Raw genomic sequence first — 26,196 nt, 5'->3', positions numbered from 1 at the left:
GGCGCGGCCCGAGCTTAGCCGCTCGGCGCCAGGAGCGCTGCTCATCTGATGAGGATCGCGCTCGGCTGAAGCGGCCGAGCCGCACCGTGGCGAGGAGGCAGGCGGAGCGCGCCCGCGGAGGGAGGCTGGCGCGGGCGCTGGCCTAACGGACGCACGTGCAGGCGGAGTGCTCGGAGTCCGGCGTGTCCTTGTCCTGTTCGCCCGCCCTGTCGACGACCCGGGCGTCCATGCCGAGCTGTTGCAGGAGCTCGGTCACGAGCGCGATGGCCTCCTGTTTGTCCGCCTGCGTGCGCGGAGAGGACCACGCGACGCTCTTCGTGACGAGCGTCTTCACCAGGGCGTCGATCGGCGCGGGGATGGGCACGGCGTCGAGAGCGGGCGGCGCGCCGGTCGCTTGCGGGGCTCGCGAGCGCTGTGTCCCGTCGGAGGCGCCATCTACGGGGCGGTACGCGCCGAGCCTGTTGGCCGGATCGTCATCCTCGCTGTCGGACTCGTCGTCGTCGTCCTCGTCCTCATCCTCGCTGTCGGACTCGGCATCACCCCTGGCCACGGCGGAGCCGGACGGGGCGCGCGGGGGAGGCGCCGGCGCCGCGCCGATCCGCGCGGCCGCAGCCGAGGCCGTTGCATCCGGCCAGTCGGCTGGGTTGTCGACGCGCTCGAAGGTGAACAGGTAGCCGCCGCTCCTGCGCTCGGCGGCTTGCGGGTCAGCGTTGGAGACGCTGCGATCGTCGCGGTGCTGCCACTGCCCCGACGCTGCGTTGCGCGTGCTCGCGGTGTAATGACCCGCCGTCGTCGTCGCCCCGTGGTGATGGACGACCACGTTCAGGCGGTACCAGCGGCCGTTGACCCTCAGCCAATCGGGGACGTCGATCGCTCTGCCGTCCCTGTTCCCCGCGTTCCAGCGTTGCAGAGCAATCGTGATCGCCCGAGGCGTGTTGTTGACCGGGGCGACGAGGATCTGCGTCGATGGAGTGCCGCGCACCGCTCGACCCCCGCGCATGGCGGTCGCCTCGACGGTGCTCGCGCTGAAATGGGCATTGAGCGCCTGCTGCAGCGTGCGGCTGCCGTGGATCGACGGGCTGAGCACGACGTCGGACGCCTGTCGGTTCCATACGGGGTTGTCGTCGAGCGAGGTGGGATTGTCCAGCGTGCCATGATGCTCGTTGAGCGCCACCCCGGCCCAATCGGTTCGATTCGTCTGCGTCAGGGTCACGCCGGCGATATCGAGGTTCGCTGCATCAAAGAGGCGTCGGAAAAGGACCTCGCTGGGATCCTGTTGCGTCGTGGCGGACGTTCTGTCGAGCACCCTGGTGTCGGTGTTGCGCACTCTGGTGTTCGTCAGGAGCGTATCGAGGCGCTCCATCGTGTCCCTCCCGACGAGCGTGCCGGCCCGGATCTGGGTGAGGACCGCGTGCACCGCGGCGCGGAGCCGGGCGTCGTTGGTGCCAGGGTTGTCGCCTACGCGCGGCGCGAACAGATCGTAGTAGGCATCGGTGTGCGCGAGCATCGTGAGGCCGGCGGACAGGAAGCAGCTGTTGCCGATGTTCTCGACGCCCGTGTTGGTCACCTGTGGAGTCGGCGGGGTCCCGGAGGTCGACCCGTCTCCTGTCGAGCGGGTGAACGCTGCTTCGGGCGTGGCCTTGCGGCCGGCGTGGACGTAGCTGGTAAGGAGGTGCGCCGTGCCGTCGGGCTTCACGCGCGCGACGACCTTGGTCGCGCCGCTCCAGAGAACGACGTTGGTCGCGCCGGTCTCGTCGGTCCTTGCCTCGATGAGCCCGGCATTGCGGACGGCGTCGCGCGCGGTCGCGAGGTAACGTCGCATGCCCTCTGTCGGCGACATGCCCGTCGCCAGCTCCTCCGGCGTCAGGAAGTCGGCGCCGTGCTTGGCGGCGTGGTAGGCGGCGGTGCTCTCCGACTCGAAGCTCAGCCTGTCGGCCGCGTCCGCGAGCCTCTGCTTCAGCTCGCCGTCCTGGCCGAGCGTGACGTCGCCCACGGCGCCGGCCTCCCGCGCCGCCTCCAGCTGCGCTTGCCAGCGACCCTCGATGTCTGCGCCGTTCATGTTGTCCTGCATCGAGGCGATGAAGAACTCGAAGCGCTCGACGAACTGGTCGAAGTTCGCGGCTCCCTCCAGCGCGAACGCGGCCGCCGGGCGGCGCAGATCCTGGCGCACGTCGGCGCCCACCAGGTCGTAGAGCCGGAGCAGCGCGTCGTGCCGCATCTGGCCCTCTTCGGCGAAGATCGGGAGCGACGTGGGGTCGTCGATGCCGCTGTCGCGGAGGAAGGGCACGACCTGATCGAGCTGCGGCCTGAAGCGCAGCCGCTCCTGGCCGCGGTGGGACCCGGACAGGTCCAGGGTGGCCTGGTCCCTGGAGGACCATGGGATCCCGTCGTTGAGGTTCTTGATGAGCATGAGCAGCTTGCCGAACCGCCCGCGGTCATGGAGCTCTCGCAGCCGCTCCGGGTGCAGCCTGACTTGCCCGCCCAGGTCGAGCTGGCCGCCCGTGTTCGTCAGCTCGATACCTGCCTCGTTGATGCGCTCCTCGGCGATGTCGAGGAAGTCGCTGCTCGCGCTGTCGAGCCCCTCCTCGAACCGCCACGGCTGCGGGCCGAGGTAGAAGCCGCCGTCGATCAGCGGCACGCCCGGCTGGCCGGTATCGGAGAAGCCGTTCTTCTTCTTGTCCCACCTGGACTGGCCGTCGCGGCTGCGCCAGCGGTAGACGTGGTAGTGCGGCGCGTTGTGGCCTGGCTGGTTGTGATCGCTCATGTCCACGTCGATGATGACGTGCTCCGCCTCCTGCCCTTCCTGCTGCGGCGGCACCTTGGCGTGGATGCGGTATTGGTAGATCCGCCCGGTCGCGAGATCGACCTTCATCTCCGGCGCGCCGAACGGATACCCCTCGGCGTCGTCTTTGGGGGTGTCGCGCCAGCGCGGCAGGAGGTCGCGCTCGTACGCGAGGCTCTCGTCGTCGAAGCGGCCGGCGATCTCGTCGGGGATGAGCTCGCGGATCGCCTTGGGAGAGAAGCGGAGATCCTCCATGAGCTCGATCAGCGCGTCCGGCGACTTCACGCGCGTGGAGTGCAGGAGCTGCGATTTGGCGAACAGCGGCCTCTCGAGCTCCTTCATTGACTCGAGGATGCTCTCGGCGTTGTCGCGCAGGGTGTGAAGGATCTCGGGCTCCAGCCTGTAGCCGCGCTGGTGGAATTTGAGCGCGCGGCCGAGGTTCCACGGCGCGCCGCGCAGGTGCTCGATGACCGCCCTCTGGCGCTCCTCGACGGGCGCGGGGGGGCCGGGGTCGGCGACGAAGCGCAGCCTGCCGAGGAGCACGTCCTCGATGCCGTTGAGCGGATCCTCCACGTGGCCGTGCTCGTCGACGTAAAGCGCGTTCATGCGGAAGTCGCGCTTCTGCGCGTCGGCCACGACGTCGAGCGGGCCCTGCACGCTTGTGTCGTCCGCGGTGGTGATGTCCACGGCGTCGTCGCCGTCGCCCAGCGTGATCAGGCGCCGTTCGGCGACGGTCTTGATGGGGATGGATCTGAACAAGGGGTCGTCGCTCAGCGCGGCCTCGAGCCGCGACATGGGCATGTTCGTCTTGAGATCGACGTCCCTGGGCTCATTGCCGGCGAGGACGTCGCGCACCGCGCCGCCGACGATGTAGACGTCATAGCCGGAGCTGCGGATGAGCGCGATCATGTCGTGGACCCGGTGGGTGGTCCCGACGGGGGTGTCGAGGAGGGAAGCGCCGACCGGCGGGCTCTGGGCGCCCTCGGCACGCGCCGGCGCCTCCTGGTTGAGGATCGCATGGGCCGTGAGCTCGCGGCCCACGAGCCGAGGGCGGAAATAGGTGTTAACCCCATCGGTGTTGCGTCTGACGAAGTCCAAGAACGCCGTCTCGCCGCGCCTATCCGGGTCGATGCCGGCGAACCTCAAGAGCGGCCTCAGGATGCCGCCGTCGCTGGTGGCGAAATGAGGCACCGCGGGCGCGCCATCCTCGCTGGCGCGGTCGGAGAAGAAGGCGTCGGCGATCATGCTGCGGTCGGCGCTGCCCTTCTTCTCGCCGACCGAGCCGCTCGTGAGCTCATTGAATCCCCGGTTGTAATCCGCCATGGCGTCGCGCCGCTGGCGGTCGAGCCGGACGCCGCGCCAGGGGATCTCTCGACCATCGGAGGTGGTGAACGTGCGCCCGACGATGTCGCCGTGCTCGAACAGCTCTCCGACGTTGACGTTGGTGAGGCGCAGGTCCGTGATGCGCTGGTCGCGGATGAGGCTGTCCAGCTGATCGCGGATGTGGCGCCAGGCGGGCGACAGCTCATCGCGCGACTTCAAGAGCACGCCGACCAGGTTGGTGTCGAGCACCAGCGAGGTGGAGGTGAGCGGTGGCGACAGCGACGGATCGGCCATGCGCTCGGCGTGGCGGACGAGCTGCTCGATGGTCGGGCGGATATCGCGGATCTTGCCCTTCTCCATGGCGCGCGCGAGCATGCCGGCGAACGCGCGCTCGCCGATGGTGCGATTGATGATGTCGAGCTCGCCGCGGGTGACCCAGCGCCCCTCACGGCCCTTCTTGGCGATCGAGCGAGGCGACTCCTCGCGTCGCGACGTGGGCGGGGGCGGGTCGCGCAGAGTGGCGAGATCGATGCCCGGCGTCGTCGCGAGCGAGCCGATGGCGCCCAGCGCCTCGGCGAAGTCGAAGGCGATCCTGCGCCTCTCGCCGTCCTTGTACGAATCGAGCACGTTGCGGAACGCCTGCGCCAGGTCCTCGCCCGTGCGGGTGCCGTTGATTCCGCTGAGCAGGAACCTCGCGAGCGCCTCCGCACGATTGTGCCCATGGGGCAGGAGCGTGGTGAGCGCGGCCTTCACCGCGGCGTCGTCGATGTGATTGAGCAGCGACGTTTGCAGGTCGCTGTAATGCGGCACGTCCCAGATCCAGCCGGGGATGGCCCTTTCAGCGTCGGTGGTGGGCTCGCGCCGCGCGAGCTTGGGCTTGGTCTCCACCTGGGTAGGGCCCATCTCCGGCAGCTCGTCGCCGAAAGCGCTGAAGAAATCGTCCATCACCGGTGGAGTCGCATCTCCGACCGTGCGCGGGTCGCCGTTCTTCTCGGAGGAGCCGTCACCGTGTTCGGAGGAGCCGTCACCGTGTTCGGAGGAGCCGTCACCGTGTTCGGAGGAGCCGTCGCCGTTCTTCTCGGAGGAGCCGTCACCGTGTTCGGAGGAGCTGTCGCTCTCCTCGGAGTCGACCTCTCGGCCGATCGTCGAGCGGCCCTGATCCCGCTTGAGCGTGTCCAGGACGAGCGCGGTGTGCGCTGCGAGGTGCTCCTGGAGCTCGGCGATGGGCAGATGGAGCAGGCTTGGGTTGAACGCCAGCCACTTCTCGACGATCTCCTCGGCCAGCCGCGCGGCCGCCGGCAGCGCGATGGGCAGCATGTCCAGGATCTGCGGGAGGAGCTCCGCGTCGATGGTATTGACGGCGAGGCTCGCGACCTCGATCAGGCGCTGCGACGGGACGCGCTCCAGGAGGGCCTCGTACAGCCCGGAGGGGGTGAGATCGACCGTTCCGGCATCGAGCGTCCCCGGCGCCGCGGAGGGCTGGCCAGGGCTGGTGGGCTGGTCCTGCGCGGAGCTGCCCGGCGCCTGGGTCGACGCGTTCCCCCCACCGGGGGGCGCCGCCGCGGACCGTTCGAGCTCCTGGAGCTGTTCTCGCAAGAACGTCTCCTGCCTCATCCGGAAGCGATCCATCCGTCGGAACGTCAGCTGGTTCCTCTGGGGGTGGTCGTACAGCGCGAGCATGAGGCGCGCGGCCTCCGGGGGGACCTCGCGAATCAGAACGCTTGCTTCCGCTGGAGAGAGCCCGAAGGTGCTACGGACCCAGCTGCGGACCTTCGTGTCGTATCGGCGCCACTCTGCGGGGCTTCCGAAGGTGTGCACGCCGATCTGCTGGGGTGGCTGGGGCGCGATCCCCCCCGAGCCGTTCGTGAGCGTTCCCGCGAGCTGGTTGCTCGGGTCCATGGGGTCCTGCGTGGCGCCGGACGGCTCGCCCGCTCCGAGGCGCGCCGGAGCGCGCTGCTGGGTGGAGGTGCCGTTGGCCGGCGCGTGCGGCGGGGGGTAGGTCCCGTGGGTGATCACCTCGAAGACCTTCGGCATCTCTGCCTTCAGCACCCGGATGGGGAACGCCTGCCCCCAGGACTGGACAGGCACGATGAAGGCGTCGCCGTCGGCGGTGATCTCGCCGTTGATCGCGAGGTGGTGCCGGCTCTCGGCTTCGCCCTCGCCGAGCGGCGCGATGGTCGCGGGATCGCGAGGCGTCGTGGCGCCGTCGCGGTATGTCTCCGCCGCCTTCGACAGCGCAGCGCCGTTCGAGACGGTCACGATGGCAAACCCAGCTCGATCCGTGCGCTGCAGCGTCTCGTTGACGCGCGCGATGTCGCCCTCCGAGAGGCCGCCGCTCTTGACCTCGACGTCCGCCCCCAGCGCGGAGCTCACGAGCGTCGCGATCGAGTTCGCCGAGAGGAGCACGTCGCCTTCCGCCGCCACGACGCCGGGCTGCTTCGCGGCATCGGTCCGTTCCTCGTGCTGCGCGACGGCGCTCTTTCCGAGCAGCTCGAGGAGGCCTCGGGCGAGCAGGTGGTCGAGCAGGTGGCGATCCAGCTGCTGCCGCTCCTGCGCTTGCGTCAGGCCGCTGCGCCTCGCCCCGGCCCTCTTGAGCCCGTTGACGAGCGGCCGTGTCGGAGCCGGGCCGCTGGAGGACTGTATCTCTCCGGTCATCGCGCGCCGGACGAGGTCGAGATCCTCGCTGAGCGTCGCCTTGCCGGGGCCCTGCTGCGCGCCGAGCTCACTGGCCCCGGGCGCCCGCGCGAGCCGGCCGAGCAGCCGGCCGGTGAACAGCGCGACGACCAGGTGTGAGGTGGTGGCGAGATCGCCCTTCAGCACCGTGTAGAGGGCGCTCTGGAGGCCGCAGTTGCTGAAGGTGGACTGCGAGAGCGACGCGGGGTCCTCGATGAGCTCGCGCATCCTGTCGACGATCGCGCTGTCGACGTTCATCGACTCGAGCAGGCCTGCCAGGCTGTCGGCGGCCTGCTTCCTGTGCTCTCCGTTCGCCGGGTCGGACCACGCGCGGCTCTGCTCGTCGAGCGCGTCGATCCGCTCGTCCAGCGTGCTCCCCTGCGCTCCTGGGCTCCGCGCGGCCTCGCCGGGGGCTCCGGTGGGCGCGGTGGACGGCGCCGCGCGCGGCTCGACGGGCTGGCTGCTCGCCGTCCCCCCTTCGTCGATGCCGGCGTCGTAGTCGGGACGATAGGCGCCCAGCTCGGACGCGGCGTCCACGGATGTCGCGCGCGCTGGCGCGGGCGCCGCGCGATTCCCGGCGCGGCCGGTGTGCGCGTAGCTGGTGAGGAGGTGCGCTGTGCCGTCGTCTGCGACCCGCACGATGACCTTGGTCGCGCCGCTCCAGAGCACGACGTTGGTCGCGCCGGTATCATCGATCCTCGCCTCGATGACGCTCGCCGCGCGGACGGCCTCGCGCGCGGCCTCGAGGTAGCGTTCAACGCGCTCCGCCGGCGACAGGCTCGCCAGCTCCTCTGGCGTCAGGAAGTCAGCGCCGTGCTTGGCCGCGTGGTAGGCGGCGGTGCTCTCCGACTCGAAGCTCAGATCGTCGGCCACGTTCGCGAGCTTCTCCCGCAGATCGCGGCCCTCGCCGAGCGTGACGTCGCCCACGGCGTCTGCGTCCTCTGCCGCCTGCAGCTGCTCTTGCCAGCGCTCCTCGATGTCGACGGCGTCGAGGGTGTCCTGCATCGAGGTGACATAGAACTCGAAGCGCTCGACGAACTCGTTGAAGCTCTCAGCGTCCTCGAGCGCGAAGGCGGCCGCCGGGCGGCGCAGGTCATGGCGCACGTCGGCGCTCACCAGGTCGTAGAGCCGGAGCAGCGCGTCGTGCCGCATCTGGCCCTCTTCGGCGAAGATCGGGATGGACGCGGGGTCGTCGATGCCGCTGTCGCGGAGGAAGGGCACGACCTGATCGAGCTGCGGCTTGAAGCGCAGCCGCTCCTGGCCGCGGTGGGACCCGGACAGGTCCAGGGTGGCCTGGTCCCTGGAGGACCATGGGATGCCGTCGTTGAGGTTCTTGACGAGCGTGAGCAGCTTGCCGAGCTGCCCGCGATCATGGAGCTCTCCGAGCCGCCTGGGGTGCAGCTTGACCTGGCCCCCCAGGTCGAGCTGGTCGGGGGTCCTCGTGAGCGCGATACCTGCGTCGTTCATGCGCCCCTCGACGACGTCGAGGAAGTCGCTGCTCGTGCTGTCGAGCCCCTCCTCGAACCGCCACGGCTGCGGGCCGAGGTAAACCCCGCGGTCGATCAGCGGCATGCCCGGCTGGCCGGTGTCGGAGAAGCCGTTCTTCTTCTTGTCCCACTTGGACAGGCCGTCGCGGCTGCGCCAGCGGTAGACGTGGTAGTGCGGCGCGTTGTGGCCTGGCTGGTTGTGGTCGCTCAGGTCCACGTCGATGATGACGTGCTCGCCCTCCTGGCCTTCCCGCAGCGGCGGCGTCTTGGCGTGGAAGCGGTACTGATAGATACGCCCGGTCGCGACGTCGATCTTCATCTCTGGCGCGGCCAGCGGATACCCCGCGGCGTCGTCGTCAGGGGTCTCGCGCCAGCGCGGCAGGATGTCGCGCTCGTACGCGAGGCTCTCGTCGTCGAAGCGGCCGGCGATCTCGTCGGGGATGAGCTCGCGGATCGCATCGGGAGAGAAGCGGAGATCCTCCATGAGCTCGATCAGCGCGTCCGGCGACTTCGCGCGTGTGGAGCGCAGGAGCAGCGCCTTGGCGAGCAGGGGCGCCTCGCGCTCCTTCATGGCCGAGAGGATGCTCTCGGCGTTGTCGCGCATGGCGTGAAGGATCTCGGGCTCCAGCTTGTAGCCGCGCTGGTGGAACTTGAGCGCGCGGCCGAAGTTCCACGGCGCGTTGAGCAGGTGCTCGACGACCGCCCTCTGGCGCTCCTCCACCGGCGCCGTGGGGCCGGGGTCGGCGACGAAGCGCAGCCTTCCGAGGAGCTGATCCTCGATGCCGTTGAGCGGATCCTCCACCTGGCCATACTCGTTGAGGTAGAGGGCGTTCATGCGGAAGTCGCGCTTCTGCGCGTCGGCCATGACGTCGAGCGGACCCTGCACGCTGGTGTCGTCGGCGGTGGTGATGTCCACGGCGTCGTCGCCGTTGCCCAGCGTGATCAGGCGCAGCTGGGGGACCGTAGTAATGGAGAGGGACTTGAACGCGGGGTCGTCGCTGAGCAGGGCCTCGAGCTTCGACATGGGCATGTTGGTCTTGAGATCGACGTCCTTGGGCGGATTGCCGCCAAGGGCGTCGCGCACCGCGCCTCCGACGATGTAGACGTCGTAGCCGGAGCTGCGGATGAGATCGAACAGGTCGCTGACCCGATGGGTGGTGCCGACCGGGGTGTCGAGGAGCGAAGCGCCGGTGGCCGGGCTCTCGACGTGCGCGGCGTCCTCGGCCTCTGCGCGCGCTGGCGTCTCCAGGTTGAGGATCGCATGGGCCTTGAGCTCGCGGTCCACGAGCTGCGGGCGGAAATACGGAGTTCCCTCGTCGGTGTTCTCCCTGACGAAGTCCTTGAACGCCGTCTCGCCGCGCATCGCCGCGTCGATGCCGGCGAAGCCGAGGAGCGGCGTCAAGATGCCGTGATCGCTGGTGGCGAAATGAGGCACCGCGGGCGCGCTGCGCTCACGGGCGCGCGTCGAGAAGAAGGTGTCGGCGATCATGCTGCGGTCGGCGCTGCCCTTCCTCTCGCCGACCGAGCGGTCCGTGAGCTCATCGAACCCCTGATTGTAATCGGCCATGCCGCCGCGCCGGTCGCCGTCGACCTGGACGCCGCGCCAGGGGATCTCTCGGCCATCGGACGTGGTGAACGTACGACCGATGATGTCGCCGTGCTGGTAGAGCTCTCCGGCGTTGATGTTGGTGAGGCGCAGATCCGTGATGCCGTGCTCGCCAATCAACGTCTCCAGCTGATCGCGGATGTGACGCCAGGCGGGCGACAGGTCGTCGCGCGGCGTGAGCAGGGCGCCGACCAGGTTGGAGTCGACAACCAGCGAGGTCGATGTGAGCGGCGGCGACAGCGACGGATCGGCCATGCGCTCGGCGTGGCGGAGCAGGTGCTCGATGATCGCGCGGGTGTCGGCGAGCTTGCCCTTGTCCATGGCGCGCGCGAGCATGCCGGCGAACGCGCGCTCGCCGATGGTGCGGTTGATGATCTCGAGCTCGCCGCGGGTGACCCAGCGCCCCTCACGGCCCCTCTTGGCGACCGAGCGAGGCGGCTCTTCGCGGCGTGACGTGGGCGGCGGCGGGTCGCGCAGGGCAGCGAGATCGATACCTGGCATCGCCTCGAGCGAGTCGAGGACTCCCAGCGCCTCGGCGACGTCGAAGGCGATCTTGCGCCTCTCGCCGTCCTTGTACGAGTCGAGCACGCTGCGGAACGCCTGCGCCAGGTCCTCGCCCGTGCGGGTGCCGTTGAGTCCGCTGAGCAGGAACCGCGCGAGCGACTCCGCGCGATTGTGCCCGTGGGGCAGGAGCGTGGTGAGCGCGTCCTGCACCGCGTCCTCGTCGATGTTATCGAGCAGCGCGGCTTGCAGGTCGCTGTAGTGCGGCACCTCCCAGATCCAGCCGGGGATGGCCCTTTCGGCGTCGGTGGCGGGCTCGCGCCGCTCGAGCTTGGGCTTGGTCTCCACCTGGGTAGGGCCCACCTCCGGCAGCTCGTCGCCGAAGGCGCTGAAGAAATCGTCCATCACGGGTGGCGTCGCATCTCCGGGCGTGCCGGCCCTGCTGCGCGTGCCCGATGATGTCTTTGGCGCGCTGCTCTCGAGCACCTCCTGGGGAGTGGGTGTCTGCTCGCGATGCGGCGGCTCGCCCTCCTCGGAGGAGCTGTCGCCCTCCTCGGAGGAGCTGTCGCTCTCCTCAGAGGAGCTGGCGCTCTCCTCGGAGTCGACCTCTCGGCCGATCGTCGAGCGGCCCTGATCCCGCTTGAGCGTGCCCAGCACGAACGCGGTGTGCGCTGCGAGGTGCTCCTCCAGATCGTCGGCGGACAGGTCGAGCAAGCTGGGGTTGAAGGCCAGCCACTTCTCGACGATCTCCTCGGCCAGCCGCGCGGCGGCCGGGAACGCGATGGGCAGCATCTCCAGGAGCTGCGGAAGGAGCTCTGTGTCGATGGCCTCGACGATGAGGCCCGCCACCTCGTCCAGCCGCTCGTTCGGGACGCGCTCCAGGAGGGCGTCGTACAGCCCTGACGGCGTGAGCTCGACCGTCGCGGGATCGATTCTACCCGGCGCTGCAGAGGGCCGGCCAGGGCTGGTGGGCCTGTCCTGCGCGGGTCTGACCTGCGCCTGGGCCGGCGCGTGACCCCCGACGGCGGGCGCCACGGCGGGCGCCACGGCGGGCGCCGCCGCGGGCTGGTTGAGCTCTCGGAGCTTCGCTCGCAAGAACCTCGCGTCCCTCATCCGGAAGCGATCCATCGGGCGTAACGTCAGCTGGTCCCTCCGGGGGTGATCGTGCAGCGCGAGGATGAGGCGCGCGGCTTCCGGGGAGACCGTGCGAATCAGGGCGCCTGCGTCGGCTGGAGAGAGCGTGAAGGTGTCACGAACCCAGCTGCGGACCTCCCCGTCGTACCGGCGCCACTCCCGGGCATCTCGGAAGGTCTGCACGCCGATCTGCTGGGCTGGCTGGGGCGCGATCTCCTGCGAGCGGTTCGAGGGCGCTCCTGCGAGCTGGTCGCGTGGGTCGGCCGCGGCCCCGGACGGTCCGCGCGGGGCGAGGTGCGCCGGCGCCTGCGGCTGGGTGGAGGCCGGCGCGTGCGGCGGGGGGTAGCTCCCGTAGGTGATCGCCTCGAAGAGCTTCGGCATCTCTGCCATCGGCACCCGGATGGGGAACGCCTGCCCCCAGGACTGGACGGGCACGATGAAGGCGTCGCCGTCGGCGGTGATCTCGCCGTCGATCGCGGCGTGGTGCCAGCTCTTGGCTTCGCCTTTGCCGGGCGGCGCGACGCTCGCGGGATCGCGAGGTGTCTTGGCGCCGTCGCGGTGCCTCTTCGCCGCTTCCCAGAGCGCCTTGCCATTGGAGACCGTCGCCACGGCAAACCCAGCTCGATCCGTGCGCTTCAGCGCCTCGTTGATGCGCGCGACGTCGTCCTTCGAGGAGCCGCCGCTCCTGACCTCGACGTCCGCCCCGAGCGCGGACCTCATGAGGTCTGCGATCGAGTTCGCCGAGAGGAGGACGTCGCCCTCTGCCGCCACGACGCCGGGCTGCTTCGCGGCATCGGTCCGTTTCTCGTGCTGCGCGACGGCGTCTTTTCCGAGGAGCTCGACCAGGCCTCGGGCGAGCAGGTGGTCGAGCAGGAGGCGATCCAGCCGCTGCTGGTCGTTCGCGTTCGTCAGGCCGCTGCGCTTCGCCCCGGCCGTCTTGAGCCCGTTGACGAGCGGACGAGTCGGAGCCGGGCCGAGGGCGCGCGGGATCTCTCCTGTCATCACGCGCCGGAGGATGTCGAGGTCCTCGCTGAGCGCCGCCTTGCCAGGGCCCTGCTGCGCGCCAAGCTCGCTGGCCATGGGCGACTGCGCGAGCTGGCCGAGCAGCCGGCCGGTGAACAGCGCGACGACCAGGTGCGAGGCGGTGGCGAGATCGCCCTTCAGCGTCGTGTAGAGGGCGCTCTGGAGGCCGCAGTTGCTGAAGGAGGATTGCGAGAGCGACGCGGGGTCCTCGATGAGCTCGCGCATCCTGTCGACGATCGCGCGGTCGACGTTCATCGACTCGAGCAGGCCTGCCAGGCTGTCCGCGGCCTGTCGCCTGACGCCGTCGCTCGCCGGGCCGGACCACGCGCGGCTCTGCTCGTCGAGCGAGGCGAGCCGCTCGTCGAGCGACTGGCCTTGATTCGGTGCGCTCGGTTGGACCTGGGCGCTGCTCGTGGTCTTGGGGGGGTGCGCCGGCGGGTTGGCTGTCCCATCTTCGCTGTTCGAAGCGGGGTTGTACCCTGCCGGCTCGTCCGCCGGCGGCGGCTGGCTGCGGGGCCCGACGAGCTCGTTGAGGGCGTCTTTGCCCTTGTCTGCGAGGTCCTGCTCGAAGCTGTCTGCGCGGTTCTTGAGAATGTTGGCCCAGTCGCTGCCGAGCTTGGCGAGATCGACGGTGCGGGCGTTCTTGGTGCTCTCGTCGCCGATCTTGTCCTGCTTGAGTCCGCCGACGCTGGAGATGGGGTTTGCGGTCTTCTCGGTGGAGCGCCAGTTGTGGACGTAGCCGACGGTGCTGGGTGCGTTGGGCCCGGTGGTCTCGATGCCGATCTGGAGTGCGCCCTGCCTGCCGGGCCTGGGCGGGCGGTAGCCGATGAACATGTGGCCGTGGGCGCCGTCGGGCAGGATGACGTCGCCGTTGAAGTCCTTGAGGCCGAGGCCGCCGACAGCGAGGTTGATGCCGTAGAGCTCCGTGTCGTCGAGCTTGGCCAGGATGGCGGCGGAGTGCCCGCCCTGCTCCTTGAACTTGCCGTCGCCGAGGGCGATGTGGTGGGTGCCGAAGGCGCGCTTGAACACGCCCCTGGCGGGGTTTCCGTTGCTGTCGGTGATGCCGAGCAGCTCGGTGAGGGCGTAAGGAGCGCTGCCTGCGGGGATCTGGACGTTGACGCGGCCGCCGTGGGAAAGGAGCTTTGCGACGGGCACGTCCTCGAGCGGGACATGGCTCTTTGCGCTGTCGTCGTAGATCTCGGCGCCTTCCTGGAGGAGGTGGAAGACGTTCTTGAGGACCTCGAGGGACTGGCGGTGCCTGCCGACGACCTCTTCCTTGGAGAGCGTCTTTTGCGGCCGGAAGCGCTTCTTGTTCGGGTCCGGGACGGCGCCCTGGGCGATGGCGGTGTCCGCGTCGTCGTTGGGGTCGGTGTGCTCGAGGGTCCTGGACCACTCGTCGACGATGCCCTGATCGATGAGCTGCTGGAGCGCAGCTTTCCTCTCGGGATCGGTCGTGTGCCTGGCCTCCATGGACAGGGCCAGCGCTGCCGGCGGGGTGCCCTCGAAGCGCTCGCCGTCGCCGCTGTTCATCTGGCGCGAGACGTAGCTAGCGAGGATGACCTTGCTGGCCTTGTGGAGCTGGTGGAAGCCGCGGAAGCGCTCCGGGTTATCGTTTGTATCGTTCGACAGGTACTTCTCGACGTCGGCGTGCGTGAGCATGCCAGAGGCGTTGAGCCATGCCTGTCCCTGGGGGGTGGAGGAGAGCTGCTGGAAGGCGCTCCACTCGGCGTCGGTGAGCAGCGGCCCCCTGGGGAAGCGCCCTCCGATCTGTTCCTTGGCGTTCGCAGGATCGCGCGGGAAGCCGCCGCTGGTCAGCGGCCCCGTGATCGTGGGAACACCGCGCTTGGCCCCCTCACGGCTCATGAAGCCGGTGTCGGTGCGCCAGAGGGTCTTCTTGACGGCCTTGTCGACGATCCAGGTGACCTGTTCGATGGGCGTGGACGCGGCGGGATCGGGCGCGCTCTCCGACGGCGGCTCCGGCTCTTCCTCGATCGGGTCCGTCTTCGCCTGCGCGTCGGCGGCGGTATCGCCGCTGTCCGTGGCGGGGTTGTACGCTGCCAGCATGTCCTCCGGCGCGGTCGTCACCTGCGTCACGGGGAGCGGCGGTGGAGGCGGCGGCGGAGGCGGCGGTGGAGGCGGCGGCGGAGGCGGCGGTGGAGGCGCCAGTTGGCCCGGCGGTAGACCTGACGGCGTGGTTGCGTCGGCCGATTCGGTGGCGGGCGTACTCGGGGTGAGGTACACGCTCTCCAGATCGGAGATGTGTTTCAGCGACGGCTCGCTGTCCATCGAGGCTCTCAGGTTCTGCTCGACGGTCTCAACGAGCCGCGCGCTCCCCGTGCGCGCCTCCATCACGAGAGCGGGCTGACCGCCGAGATCGAACACCGCGTACAGCGACCCCTCATGGGGCCCGAGCCGCTCGTTGTCCTTGAATGAGCGCCTGAGGACGTCCCGCACCGCGTCCTTGTGTTGGCCGTCGAGCGAATGCTCAACGAGCGCCGCGGCGAGCTTCTCCAGATTGGCCTCGACGCCGAGCCACTGCAGGGCTTCGGCCTTCGCGGCCTCGTTGGTCGCGGCGTTGAACACGTCGCGGATCGCGGCCTTCGGCATCTGGCCATACTTGTTCTTGATGTCGGAGCTCTGCGCGTTCCGGAACGTCTGCTGGATGGCGGCGACCCACGTGCCCATGACCAGGGCGGCGCGCACCTCCGGGTCCGCGGCCGCCGCCGCGGGGAAGTCATCCAGCGTCGAGAGCGCGCTCGTGATGTTGTCGACGATGGGCTCGAACAACCTGAGACCCATCGGCTCGAACAGCTTCTTGAGCTCCGCGATGCCTTCGCCGCCGCCGAGCGTCTGCGTGAGCATGCCATAGTTGACTTGCACGCTCGCGATGCTCGGCGTCTTCCCGCCGACTTCGACGAAGTACTGATTTCCACTCCCCGTGACCGGCTGGAGCTGCAGGCGCGGGCGGACCTCCTGGGGGATCTTATCGTCCGAGTCGATCCGGCTGTTGTAGTTGGCCAGCACCTCGTTGAGCGGGACGACCGTGATGTCCCGCACGGCGCTCTTGCCGTCGCTGTAGCGGTACGGTTTGACGCCGAACGCGGACGGGTCGTTATTGACCTCCTTGAACGTGTCGATCAGGTGGCGCATCGCGCGCAGGAGACCCTTGTGCGTCGCGTGGTCCGTCGCTGGCACCGGGCCGCTGACCATCTCGGCGACCGACTGGTCACGCGTCAGCGAGAGGAGGTGGTAGCCCCCGATCGTCTCCTCGGTCTGCGCGAGGTGGAAGCTGGAGCCCTGCGGCGGATCGCTCAGCTGTTCACTTCGTGCTGTGCCGAGCAGCAGCGTGGCCGAGAACTCGACCTCATACCCGAGGGAGGGTGGGTAATAGACGCCGACCGTCGCGGCCTCGACGGTCGGCGGCGAGGTGTCTGTGGGCTCTGCGCTCGAGCTCGGCGCTGTGGCGAGCGCGTCGCCGCCCTGGGCGTCCATCTGGCCTGTCGGTCCAGGCTGAGCCGGGTCCGCGGAGGCCAGGTGAGCGACGACCTTGAGCGTGTAGGGAGCGCCGTCGCGCCGCACGTAGGTCTTTGGGGGCGTCGGCGGCGGAGGGCTGGCCGCCACGGAGCTGGGCGCTCCCGGGGGAGCAGGCGGCGGCGCGCTTCCCCCGGGCGGCGGTGGCGGTGGCGGTGGCGGTGGCGGGGGAGGCGGTGCCGGTGCGGAGAGCTGCGGCTGCGCGAGCCCTTGATTCTGCTCGCCATCCCAGGAGAGCGTGTCGGGGAGCATGCCGTCCCTCGCAGCGATCGGCTCCGGGCTCCTGAATACAAGAGCGCCGCTGGAATCGTAGACCTCCAGCGTCAGGCCCTCCACGGGGCGGCCGGAGGCGGGAGGATCGATGCGGAGTTCGATCGTCTCTCGGCCAGGCGAGAAGAGCTTCTTGTCGGTCCTGGAGGAGACCTGTTCTCGCGATGGCGTCCCCGCGGCCATGTCGGCGTCCTTCAGCTGGACTCCGGCGAGGAGCTCGGCTGGATCGTCGCCTGGCGCGTGCGACGCGGGCGATTGCGCTTGTTCGGATGGGCTCGAAGCGAGCGCCTGCTCCTGCGCGGATGCGCCCGGGCTCGAGCCTTGCGCCGGGGGGTAGGCCCCGTAGGTGATGGCCGAGAAGAGCCCGGGCATCTCGCTCTTTTTCACCCGGATGGAGAAGGCCCGCCCCCAGGACTGGAGGGGCACGATGAAGGAGTCGCCCTGCTCGGTGATCGGGCCGTCGATCGCGACCTGATGCGGCTTCTCCACCTTGGAGTGCTCCAGGAACGCGGCCTTCGCAGGATCGTGGGGCGTCGTGGTGTCGGGCGGGTGCTTCTGGGCCTCGTTCCAGAGCGCTTCCCCGTCCATCACGGTGGCCAGGGCGAAGCCGGCGCGACCGGGCTGGAGCGCCTCGTTGACGCGCGCGATATCGTAACCGCCAGGCGAGCTGCTGGTCATGACGGTGGGGTTCGCGCCGAGCGCCGAGCTGAAGATGCTGGCGACCGAGTTCGCCGAGGCCAGCAGGTCGCCCTGCGCCGCGGAGGCACCGGGCTGATTGGCGGCGTCGGAGAGCTCCTCGAGCTTCGCGAGCGCGTCCTGTCCGAGCATCTCGACGAGGCCGCGGGTGAGCAGGTAGTCGAGGAGGCGGCGATCCAGCGCCTCTCGGTCCTCGGCCTTCTTCAGGCTGTCGCCCTTGGCCTTGGCGGTTTTGAGGCCGTTGACGAGGGGCCTTGTGGGCGTCGGGCCGAGGGCCTGGGGGACATCCCCGGTCATCACGCGCCGGAGGAGGTCCAGGTCGTCGCTGAGCGTCCCTTTGCCCGAGCCCTGTTGTGCGAAGGTCTTTGCCCCGGGGGTGCTCGCGAAGCGGCCGAGCAGCTTGCCCGTGAAGAGCGCGGCGACCAGGTGGGAGGTGGTGGCGAGATCGTTCTTCAGCGTCGTGTAGAGGACGCTGGTGGGCCCGCAGTTGGCGAAGGCAGATTGCGAGAGCGATGCGGGGTTGTTGATGAGCTCCCCCAGCCTGCCGATGACCGAGGGATTCACGTTCTGCTGCTGGAGCAGCCCGGTCAAGAGCTGCAGGGCTTCCTTCTTGTTCTCCGCGCTGGGCGGGCGCGACCATGCGCGGCTCTGTTCGTCGAGCTCGTCGAGCAGCTCGTCGAGCGTCTTCCCCTGGTTCTGGGCGCTCGGCTCGACCTGGGCAGTGGCTGCGGCGTTGGTCGGGGCGGGGGAGGGGCTCGCGCCCGGCGCGGGGGCTCCGGCGAGCGTATCGCCCGAGTGGCCCACGCCGTCGTCCTGGAGCTCTTGAGGCGGCTGGGTGCGGGGGCCGAGGAGCTCGTGGAGCGCGTCCTTGCCTCTCTCCGCCAGCTCTTGCTCGAAGCTGTCGGCGCGGTCCTTGAGGGTCTTGGCCCAGTCGTTGCCGAGCTTGCCGAGGTCGACGGTGCGTGCGTTCTTGGTGCTCTCGTCGCCGATCTTGTCCTGCTTGAGGCCACCGACGCTGGAGATGGGGTTGGCGGTCTTCTCGGTGGAGCGCCAGTTGTGGGGATAGGCGACGGTGCTGGGCGCCCCAGGGCCGGTGGTCTCCATGCCGATCTGGAGCGCGCCGGGCCTGCCCGGCTTGGGCGGGCGGTAGCCGATGAACATGTGGCCGTGGGCGCCGTCGGGCAGGATGACGTCGCCGTTGAAGTCCTTGAGGCCGAGGCCGCCGACGGCGAGGTTGATGCCGTAAAGCTCGGTGTCGTCGAACTTGGTTCGGAGGGCGGCGAGCTGGCCGCCCTGCTCCTTGAACTTGCCATCGCCGAGCGAGACGTGGTGGGTGCCGACGAAGCGCTTGAACACGCCGGCCTTGGGCTTGCCCTTGTCGTCGGTGATGCCGAGGTGCTCTGTGAGCGCGTACGGAGCGGTGCCGGCGGGGATCTGGACGTTGACGCGGCCGCCGTGGGACAGGAGCTTGGCGACGGGGATGTCCTGTAGCGGGACATGGCTCTTGGCGGTGCCGTCATAGATCTCGGCACCTTCCTGGAGCAGGTGGAAGATGTTCTTGAGCACCTCGAGCGACTGCCCGTGACGCTTGACGACCTCGTCCTTCGAGAGCTTCTTGCCCTTCGTGAAGGTCAGGGTATTGAGGAGCGTCTTCGGAGCCAGCACGGCGCCCTGGTTGATGGCCGTGGTCGCATCGTCGTTGGGCTCGGTGTGCTCGAGGGTCTTCGACCATTCGTCGATGATGCCCTGGTCGATGAGCCTCTTGAGCTCGTCTCGCCTGGCCGGGTCGGTCGTGTGCCTGGCCTCCATGGACAGGGCCAACGCCGCCGGTGGGGTGCCCTCGAAGCGACTACCGTCCTCGCCGCTGTTCATCTGGCGCGAGACGTAGCTGGCGAGCACGACCTTGCTCGCCTTGTGGAGCTTGTGGAAGCCGCGGAACCGCTCGGGGTTGTCGGTCGGGTCGCTCGACAGGTACTTCTCGACCTGGTCGTGGGTGAGCATGCCCGAGGCGTTGAGCCAGCTCTGCCCCTGCGGTGTCGAGGAGAGCTGCTGGAAGGCGCTCCACTCGGCGTCGCCGAGCAGCGGTCCTCTGGGGAAGCGCCCTCCGAGCTGCTCCTTGGCCGTCGCGGGATCGGGGGGGAAGCGGCCGGCGCTCAGCTGGCCCTGGATCGCAGAGAGACCGTGCTTGGCCTGGTCACGGCTCATGAAGCCCGTGTCGGTCCGCCAGATGGTGTTCTTGACGGCCTTGTCGACGATCCAGGTCACCTGCTCGACGGGTGTGGATGTCTCCGGATCCGGCGCTCGCTCCGACGGCGGCTCCTGCTCTTCCTCGATCTCGTCGAACTGCGCTTGCGGGTCGGCTGCCGCATCCCCGCTGTCCAGAGCGGGGTTGTACCCGGCCAGCATGTCCGCCGGGTTATCCTGGGGTGGAACTCGAGGCGAGTTGCCGTCCCCGCCGGTTCTGGTGCTCGTCGCGGGGGACTCGCCGCGAGGCGCGCGGGCGTGCTGTCCGCCTTCAGGCGTCAGCGGCGTTAGAGACGGAACCTCGCGACCGGACTGGGGCCGTTGGGGTGGCCCGAAGCGATCTCCGTTGTCGTCTTCCGAGTCGTCGTCGTCTTCGTCGTCGTCTTCGCCTTCGCCTTCGTCGTCTTCGCCTTCGTCGTCGGAGGCGTCTTTGCCTTTTCCTTCGTCGTCGGAGGCGTCTTTGCCTTTTCCTTCATCGTCGTCGTCGTCGGAGTCGTCGTCTTCGTCGTCGTCGGAGGCGTCTTGGCCTTCCTCGTCGGAGTCGTCGTCGTCTTCGCCTTCGTCGTCTGAGGCGTCTTTGCCTTTTCCTTCATCGTCGGAGGCGTCGTCGTCGTCGGAGGCGTCTTTGCCTTCGTCGTCCTCTTCGCCTTCGTCGTCTGAGGCGTCTTTGCCTTTTCCTTCGTCGTCTGAGGCGTCTTCGCCTTTTCCTTCGTCATCGTCATCGTCGTCGTCGTCGTCGTCGTCGGAGGCGTCTTGGCCTTCGTCGTCGGAGTCGTCTTCGTCTTCGCCTTCGCCTTCGCCTTCGCCTTCGTCGTCGGAGGCGTCTTTGCCTTTTCCTTCATCGTCGGAGGCGTCGTCGTTGTCTTCGTCGTCGGAGGCGTCTTTGCCTTCGTCGTCGTCTTCGCCTTCGTCGTCTGAGGCGTCTTTGCCTTTTCCTTCGTAGTCGGAGGCGTCTTCGCCTTCGTCGTCGGAGGCGTCTTCGCCTTTTCCTTCATCGTCGGAGGCGTCTTCGCCTTTTCCTTCATCGTCGGAGGCGTCGTCGTCGTCGTCGTCGTCGTCGTCTTCGTCGTCTTCGTCGTCTTCGTCTTCGTCGTCTTCGCCTTCGTCGTCTGAGGCGTCTTCGCCTTTTCCTTCGTCGTCGTCGTCTGAGGCGTCTTCGCCTTTTCCTTCGTAGTCGGAGGCGTCTTCGCCTTCGTCGTCGGAGGCGTCGTCTTCGCCTTCGTCGTCGTCTTCGTCGTCTTCGCCTTCGTCGTCTGAGGCGTCTTTGCCTTTGCCTTCGTCGTCGGAGGCGTCGTCTTCGCCTTCGTCGTCTGAGGCGTCGTCTTTGCCTTCGTCGTCTGAGGCGTCTTTGCCTTTGCCTTTGCCTTCGTCGTCTGAGGCGTCGTCGTCTTCGTCATCTTCGCCTTCGTCGTCGGAGGCGTCTTTGCCTTTTCCTTCATCGTCGGAGTCGTCTTCGCCTTCGTTCTCGGTGTCGTCGTCAGCCTGGTCCCCGGAGTCGTCGTGGTCCGAGTTCCTATCGCTGTGGTCCCCGTCGCCCGCGTCCTGCGCATTCTCCCGGAAGAACTCCGCGTCGACCTCCTCGACGCTGCCGTGATCGCGCGATGGCAGCGTCCCCGGGCTCGGGGTCGCGGAGGCTGCCGCGGAGCCCTGTGCGCTGGCCGCGGGCAACCCGGCCGGCGCCTTGGTTCCGGTGGTGATGGGCGTGGCCGGGCTCCCGGGGTCGCGCGTGGGCAGTCGCGATGTCGTCTCCGGCAGGCGCGGGCCGGAGCTCTCCGGCGCCTTTCCTCGAGCGCTTTGCGTCGTTTCAGCTTCCGAAACAGGACTCGAGGCCTCTGGCGTCTTGGCCGTCATCTGCTCCGGCGCGTCACCGGGCATCTCGCGGGGCTCGTTGCCCTTGGGGGCTTGCTCGACCCCTTGCGGCCGCTGATTCGAGCCGCCCTGCCCGGGATCCTCGGCGCCTCGCTTCGGGTCGGACGCGGCGTCACCCGGCGGATCGCGTCGATCGCCGCCCAGCGAACCTCGCTCGGGACGATCCGACCCATCGGACGATTCGTCGGACGATTCATCGGGCGACTCATCGGGCGACCCGTCGGACGACTCGTCGGAGGCGCGCAGCGCGGTATCCGGGGTGTCCCGCGGCGGAAGTTCGCGCGGGCCGACGAGGTTCTTGATCGCCTCTGTCGGGTTCTCCGTCACGTCGTGCGCGAACTGGTCCGCTCGTTCCTCGAGGGACCCTTTCCAATCGTCCCCGAGCTTGTGCAGGTCGACGGTGCGGGCGTTCTTGCCCTTCTCGTCGCCGATCTTGTCTTGCTTGAGACCGCCGACGCTGGAGATGGGGTTGGCGGTCTTCTCGGTGGAGCGCCAGTTGTGGATGTAGCCGACGGTGCTGGGCGCGCCTGGGCCGGTGGTCTCGATGCCGATCTGGAGCGCGCCCCGCCTCTCCGGCTTGGGCGGGCGGTAGCCGATGAACACGTGCCCGTGGGCGCCGTCGGGCAGGATCACGTCGCCGTTGAAGTCCTTGAGGCCGAGCCCGCCGATAGCGAGGTTGATGCCGTAGAGCTCTGTGTCGTCCAGCTTGGACCTGATCGCGGCGTACTGCCCGCCCTGCTCCTTGAACTTGCCCTTGCTGAGCGAGACGTGGTGCGTCCCGAAGTCGCGCTTGAACACGCCGGCCTTGAGGTTGCCGTTCTCGTCGGTGATGCCGAGGAACTCTGTCAGCGCGTAGGGCGGGCTGCCCTTGGGGATCTGGATGTTGACGCGGCCGCCGTGCGACAGGAGCTTGGCGACCGGCACGCCCTGGAGCGGGACATGGCTCTTCGAGCCGGCGTCGTAGATCTCGGCGCCGGCCTGGAGCAGGTGGAAGGTGTTCTTGAGCACCTCGATCGATTGCCGGTACCGGTCGAGGGCCTCGTCCGTCGAGAGCGACTTGGTCTCTGCGAACGTCAAGCTCTCCTTGAGCGTCCTCGGAGCCAGCACGGCGCCCTGGTCCATGGCCTCGATCGCGTCGTCGTTGGGCTCGGTATGCTCGAACGTCTTGGCCCATTCATTGGCGATGCCCTGATCGATCTGCTTCTTGAGCTCGTCCCTCCTCGCCGGGTCGGTCGTGTGCCTCGCCTCCATGGACAGGGCCACCGCCGCCGGAGGCGTGCCCTCGAAGCGCTTGCCGTCATCGCCGCTGTTCATCTGGCGCGAGACGTAGCTCGCGAGGACGACCTTGCTCGGCTTGTGGAGCAGGTGGAAGCCGCGGAACTTCTCGGCGTTGTCGCTCGAAAGGTATTGCTCGATCTGGTCGAGCGTGAGCATGCCGGAGGCGTTGAGCCAGCGCTGTCCCTGAGGGGTCGAGGAGAGCTGCTCGAAGGCGCTCCACTCCGCTTCGTTGAACAGCGGTCCCTTGGGGAAGCGCTTCCCGAGCTGCTTCTTCGCCTGCGCGGGATGGGTGGGGAAGCCGCCGCTGGTCAGCTGGTCGGCGATGCTCGGGATGCCTCGCTTCGCCTTCTTGCGGATGCCTCTACCCGTCGACGTCCTCCAGTCGGACTTCTTGACGGCCTTGTCCGCGATCCATGTCACCTTGCCGTCCTGCGCTGGGTCATCCGTGGTGGACGAGCGTCCCGGTCCCGAGCGTCCAGGCCCCGGCTGCCGGGAGCCCTGCTCCGCGGGCGGTGACTTCGAGGTAGAGGGTTTGGCGGGCGTGGGCTCCGCGGTGGAAGCGGGTTTTGCGGCGGGGGTGCTCTTGGCGCCGGTCTCACCGCTCTTGGCGCCGGTCTCGCCGCTCTTGGCGCCGGTCTCACCGCTCTTGGCGCCGGTCTCACCGCTCTTGGCGCCGGTCTCACCGCTCTTGGCGCCGGTCTCGCCGCTCTTGGCGCCGGTCTCGCCGCTCTTGGCGCCGGTCTCGCCGCTCTTGGCGCCGGTCTCGCCGCTCTTGGCGCCGGTCTCACCGCTCTTGGCGCCGGTCTCGCCGCTCTTGGCGCCGGTCTCACCGCTCTTGGCGCCGGTCTCGCCGCTCTTGGCGCCGGTCTCGCCGCTCTTGGCGCCGGTCTCGCCGCTCTTGGCGCCGGTCTCGCTGCTCTTGGCGCCGGTCTCACCGCTCTTGGCGCCGGTCTCGCCGCTCTTGGCGCTGGTCTCACCGCTCTTGGCGCCGGTCTCGCCGCTTTTGGCGCCGGTCTCACCGCTCTTGGCGCCGGTCTCACCGCTCTTGGCGCCGGTCTCACCGCTCTTGGCGCCGGTCTCGCCGCTTTTGGCGCCGGTCTCACCGCTCTTGGCGCCGGTCTCACCGCTCTTGGCGCCGGTCTCGCCGCTCTTGGCGCCGGTCTCACCGCTCTTGGCGCCGGTCTCGCCGCTCTTGGCGCCGGTCTCGCTGCTCTTGGCGCCGGTCTCGCCCGTCTTGGGAGAGGTCTGAGCTGACGTGCTGTCCTTTGCGACGGTCTCGTTCGCGGGCGTCCCTCTGGGCACCTCGCCCCCCTTGGGAGCCGTGCTTCCTGGCGCCGTCGCCTTGGTGTTCCCTTGGGAACCATTGCCGACGTCCTGAGATGAGGGGGTGGTCGGCTGGGTGGAGCCCCTGGGGAGGCCGCCATCGGCGGATCGAGGCCTGACGGTGGGCGTGGTGGTCTGAGGCTGGGTGGAGCCCCTGGGGAGGTCGCCATCGGAAGCAGCGGATCGAGGCCTGACGGTGGGCGTGGTGGTCTGAGGCTGGGTGGAGCCCCTGGGGAGGTCGCCATCGGAAGCAGCGGATCGAGGCCTGACTGTGGGCGTGGTGGTCTGAGGCTGGGTGGAGCCCCTGGGGAGGTCGCCATCGGAAGCAGCGGATCGAGGCCTGACGGGATCCTGCAGGTTCCCGGCGCTGGAGACCGGCGGTCTCGGCGTCGCGGTGGGTGAGCTTGGCGCGCTGGTGGGTGCTCGACCGACATTGGGGCTATTGTTGCCGGTCGTCGTGGTCCCGGCATGGCTCCCTGATGGACTGCGCGGCGCGGCCGCCGTCGTCGTCGTCGAGCCGGGCGAACTCGGCTTGCTGGTGCTCTTCCGCGTGACGGGATCCCAGCCGGAGAAGGGGTCTGGCTTCGGGGTCGGGCTGGGCGCCGCGGCCTGGTTCACGGCGTTGGGCGCGGCTGTGCTGCTGGACGGGCTGCCGGCTTCGGTCAGGGGATGCGCGAAATTGCCCGCGCTCTTTATCTGGGTGCGCAGCCCCGATCGGACACCTGTGGCTTTCGACGGCGAAGGCGAACGGCTGCGCGAGGAGCTGCGCGAGGAGGGCATGCGCCATGAATGACGCGAAACTCATGCGCTGCCAAGCGCCTCGATCCTCGCCTGGAGGCGGGATATGCCGTGCGATGTCGCCGTGCTCGGCCAGCAGCGCACCTCTCCGGATCCGCCTTGTGGACCCGGAGATGCCCGCACCTTCGCGCCATCGCGCCATCGCGCCATTGTGGCGCTCCGCCGGGACCGAATCCGCGCATGCATCCAGGGCGACGCGGCGACATGCATCGCGATTGCGGTCAGTCCGCCGAGCAGGTAACCTGGCGCTCTAGTTGCACGCACGGATGTGTCAGTTTTACTGGAATGTTCCGCTGTGGGTGAGCGCTTGCTGCCTCTCCGCTCACGCGTCTGGCATGCGGCCGTGCGTCGGCGCGCCCGACGAGGTCGAGGTGCTGCCGAGGCGATTCCAAGGTTGAGCCCGCTGCGCGGCTGCCGCCGGTGCGCGTTGTCTCGCGCGGCGCGCTTGTGTACGAGGCTCTATCTCTCTATCTACGGCAGCGCTGGCCGATGAAGCCGTCGCGCAGGGCCAGGAGGACGAGGATCCATGAGCGTCACGACGATCGACGTTGCCGAGGTCGCGCCTTCGACGGCGCCCCTGCCCGCGTTCGACGAAGAAGCTTCGGTGCAGAGCCTGCTCGTCTCGCCCATCGAGGCCGCCTACCGGCATCGCCTGCCGCTCGTCGGGCGCACGGACGTGCACCCGCTTGTCCAGGCAGCGTACATGGCGTTCACCCAGCGCTATCCGCTCGTGCTCTCGCCCGACGTGATATGGCTCTGCCTGGCGCGGGGGCTCACGCTCCACATCGCCTCGAACGAGGCGGAGCGGCGCAAGTTCATCCGGGAGGACCGCGATTTCGAGCTGACGCTCGAGCGGCCTGATTTCACGCTCGGCCAGGTGAACCCGTGGCCCATCACGTTCTCGGAGCTCTCCGCCCAGACCGCCGCGCAGGTCGGCGGGCTGAGGGAGCTCTTGGCAGCCGACTTCTCGACGACAGGGCCGGTCGAGCGGGTGGCCTCGGAGCTCACGGTGACAACCCCGTTCGCGCCGCATTTCGAGTGGGAGCCGCCTTTCCCGGCCGACATGGTGTTTCCGAGACCCGGAATCCCGCGCATCTACCTGATGGGTACGGCGGATGACTGGCGCTCGGTGCGGCAGCGCGCGGAAGCGTTCGGTCCGCTCGGCGCGGAGCGCTGGACCCGCGCGCTCCTGCCCGTGCTGGATCAGATCGTCGCCTCGGTGGAGGGGCGCCAGCCTCCGGATCCGGCGTTCTGGCGCGCCTTTTTCCGGTACGAGAACGCCGCGGACGAGCTCACCGGCTGGATTCACGTGCTCTTCCCCTACCTCCGCGCGTGGCCCGCAGATCACTTCGGCCCGAACAAGCACCTCGACGACTGGCTCGAGCGGTGGACAGCGGCGGATGCTCGGCGCAACCCGCTCGCAGCGCTGGCGGATCCGCAGGGGCCGGGGTTCGCTCGGCTTCCGCCGGCGCTGGCGAGCGCGCCGCTGCGGCTCGTCGACGCGCACGGCCAGGAGCACTCCCTGGAGCTCATCAGCGGGCTCATCGGCGTCACACAGGACCCGCACTCGCTCGCGCTCATCCCGGAGTTCGTCTGGGCCATTTTGAACGAGGAGCCCGGGGCCGCGCCCGAGGAGCCCATCGAAGCGGGCTGAGCGC

The 26,196-nt window shown here is 69.0% G+C and carries 3 protein-coding genes; 2 read left to right on the top strand and 1 reads right to left on the bottom strand.

Translation table 11 applies throughout. The features are described from left to right. Window positions 1-142: 142 nt before the first annotated feature. Complete coding sequence (locus WME79_RS39255) at window positions 143-23,719, bottom strand: hypothetical protein (protein WP_437525602.1); 23,577 nt, start codon at window positions 23,717-23,719, stop codon at window positions 143-145. Between the two features lie 415 nt (window positions 23,720-24,134). Between WME79_RS39255 and WME79_RS39250 the strand changes: the two genes are divergently transcribed. After that, window positions 24,135-24,533, top strand: coding sequence for a hypothetical protein (locus tag WME79_RS39250; protein WP_437525600.1), 399 nt, complete (start codon window positions 24,135-24,137; stop codon window positions 24,531-24,533). A gap of 531 nt (window positions 24,534-25,064) precedes the next feature. Further along, on the top strand, window positions 25,065-26,192 hold the full coding sequence (locus tag WME79_RS39245; protein WP_437525598.1) for a DUF4419 domain-containing protein: 1,128 nt from the start codon (window positions 25,065-25,067) through the stop codon (window positions 26,190-26,192). Window positions 26,193-26,196 lie beyond the last annotated feature (4 nt).

It is taken from the genome of Sorangium sp. So ce726, assembly GCF_051521405.1.
In the GTDB taxonomy this organism is placed as follows: domain Bacteria; phylum Myxococcota_A; class Polyangia; order Polyangiales; family Polyangiaceae; genus Sorangium.
Note: the sequence above shows the minus strand (reverse complement) of the source record. Positions and strands in the feature narration are given on the sequence as shown.

Excerpts from the sequence above, each read along its gene's own strand:
- WME79_RS39245 (WP_437525598.1), top strand. The coding sequence starts at position 25,065 with ATGAGCGTCACGACGATCGACGTTGCCGAGGTCGCGCCTTCGACGGCG.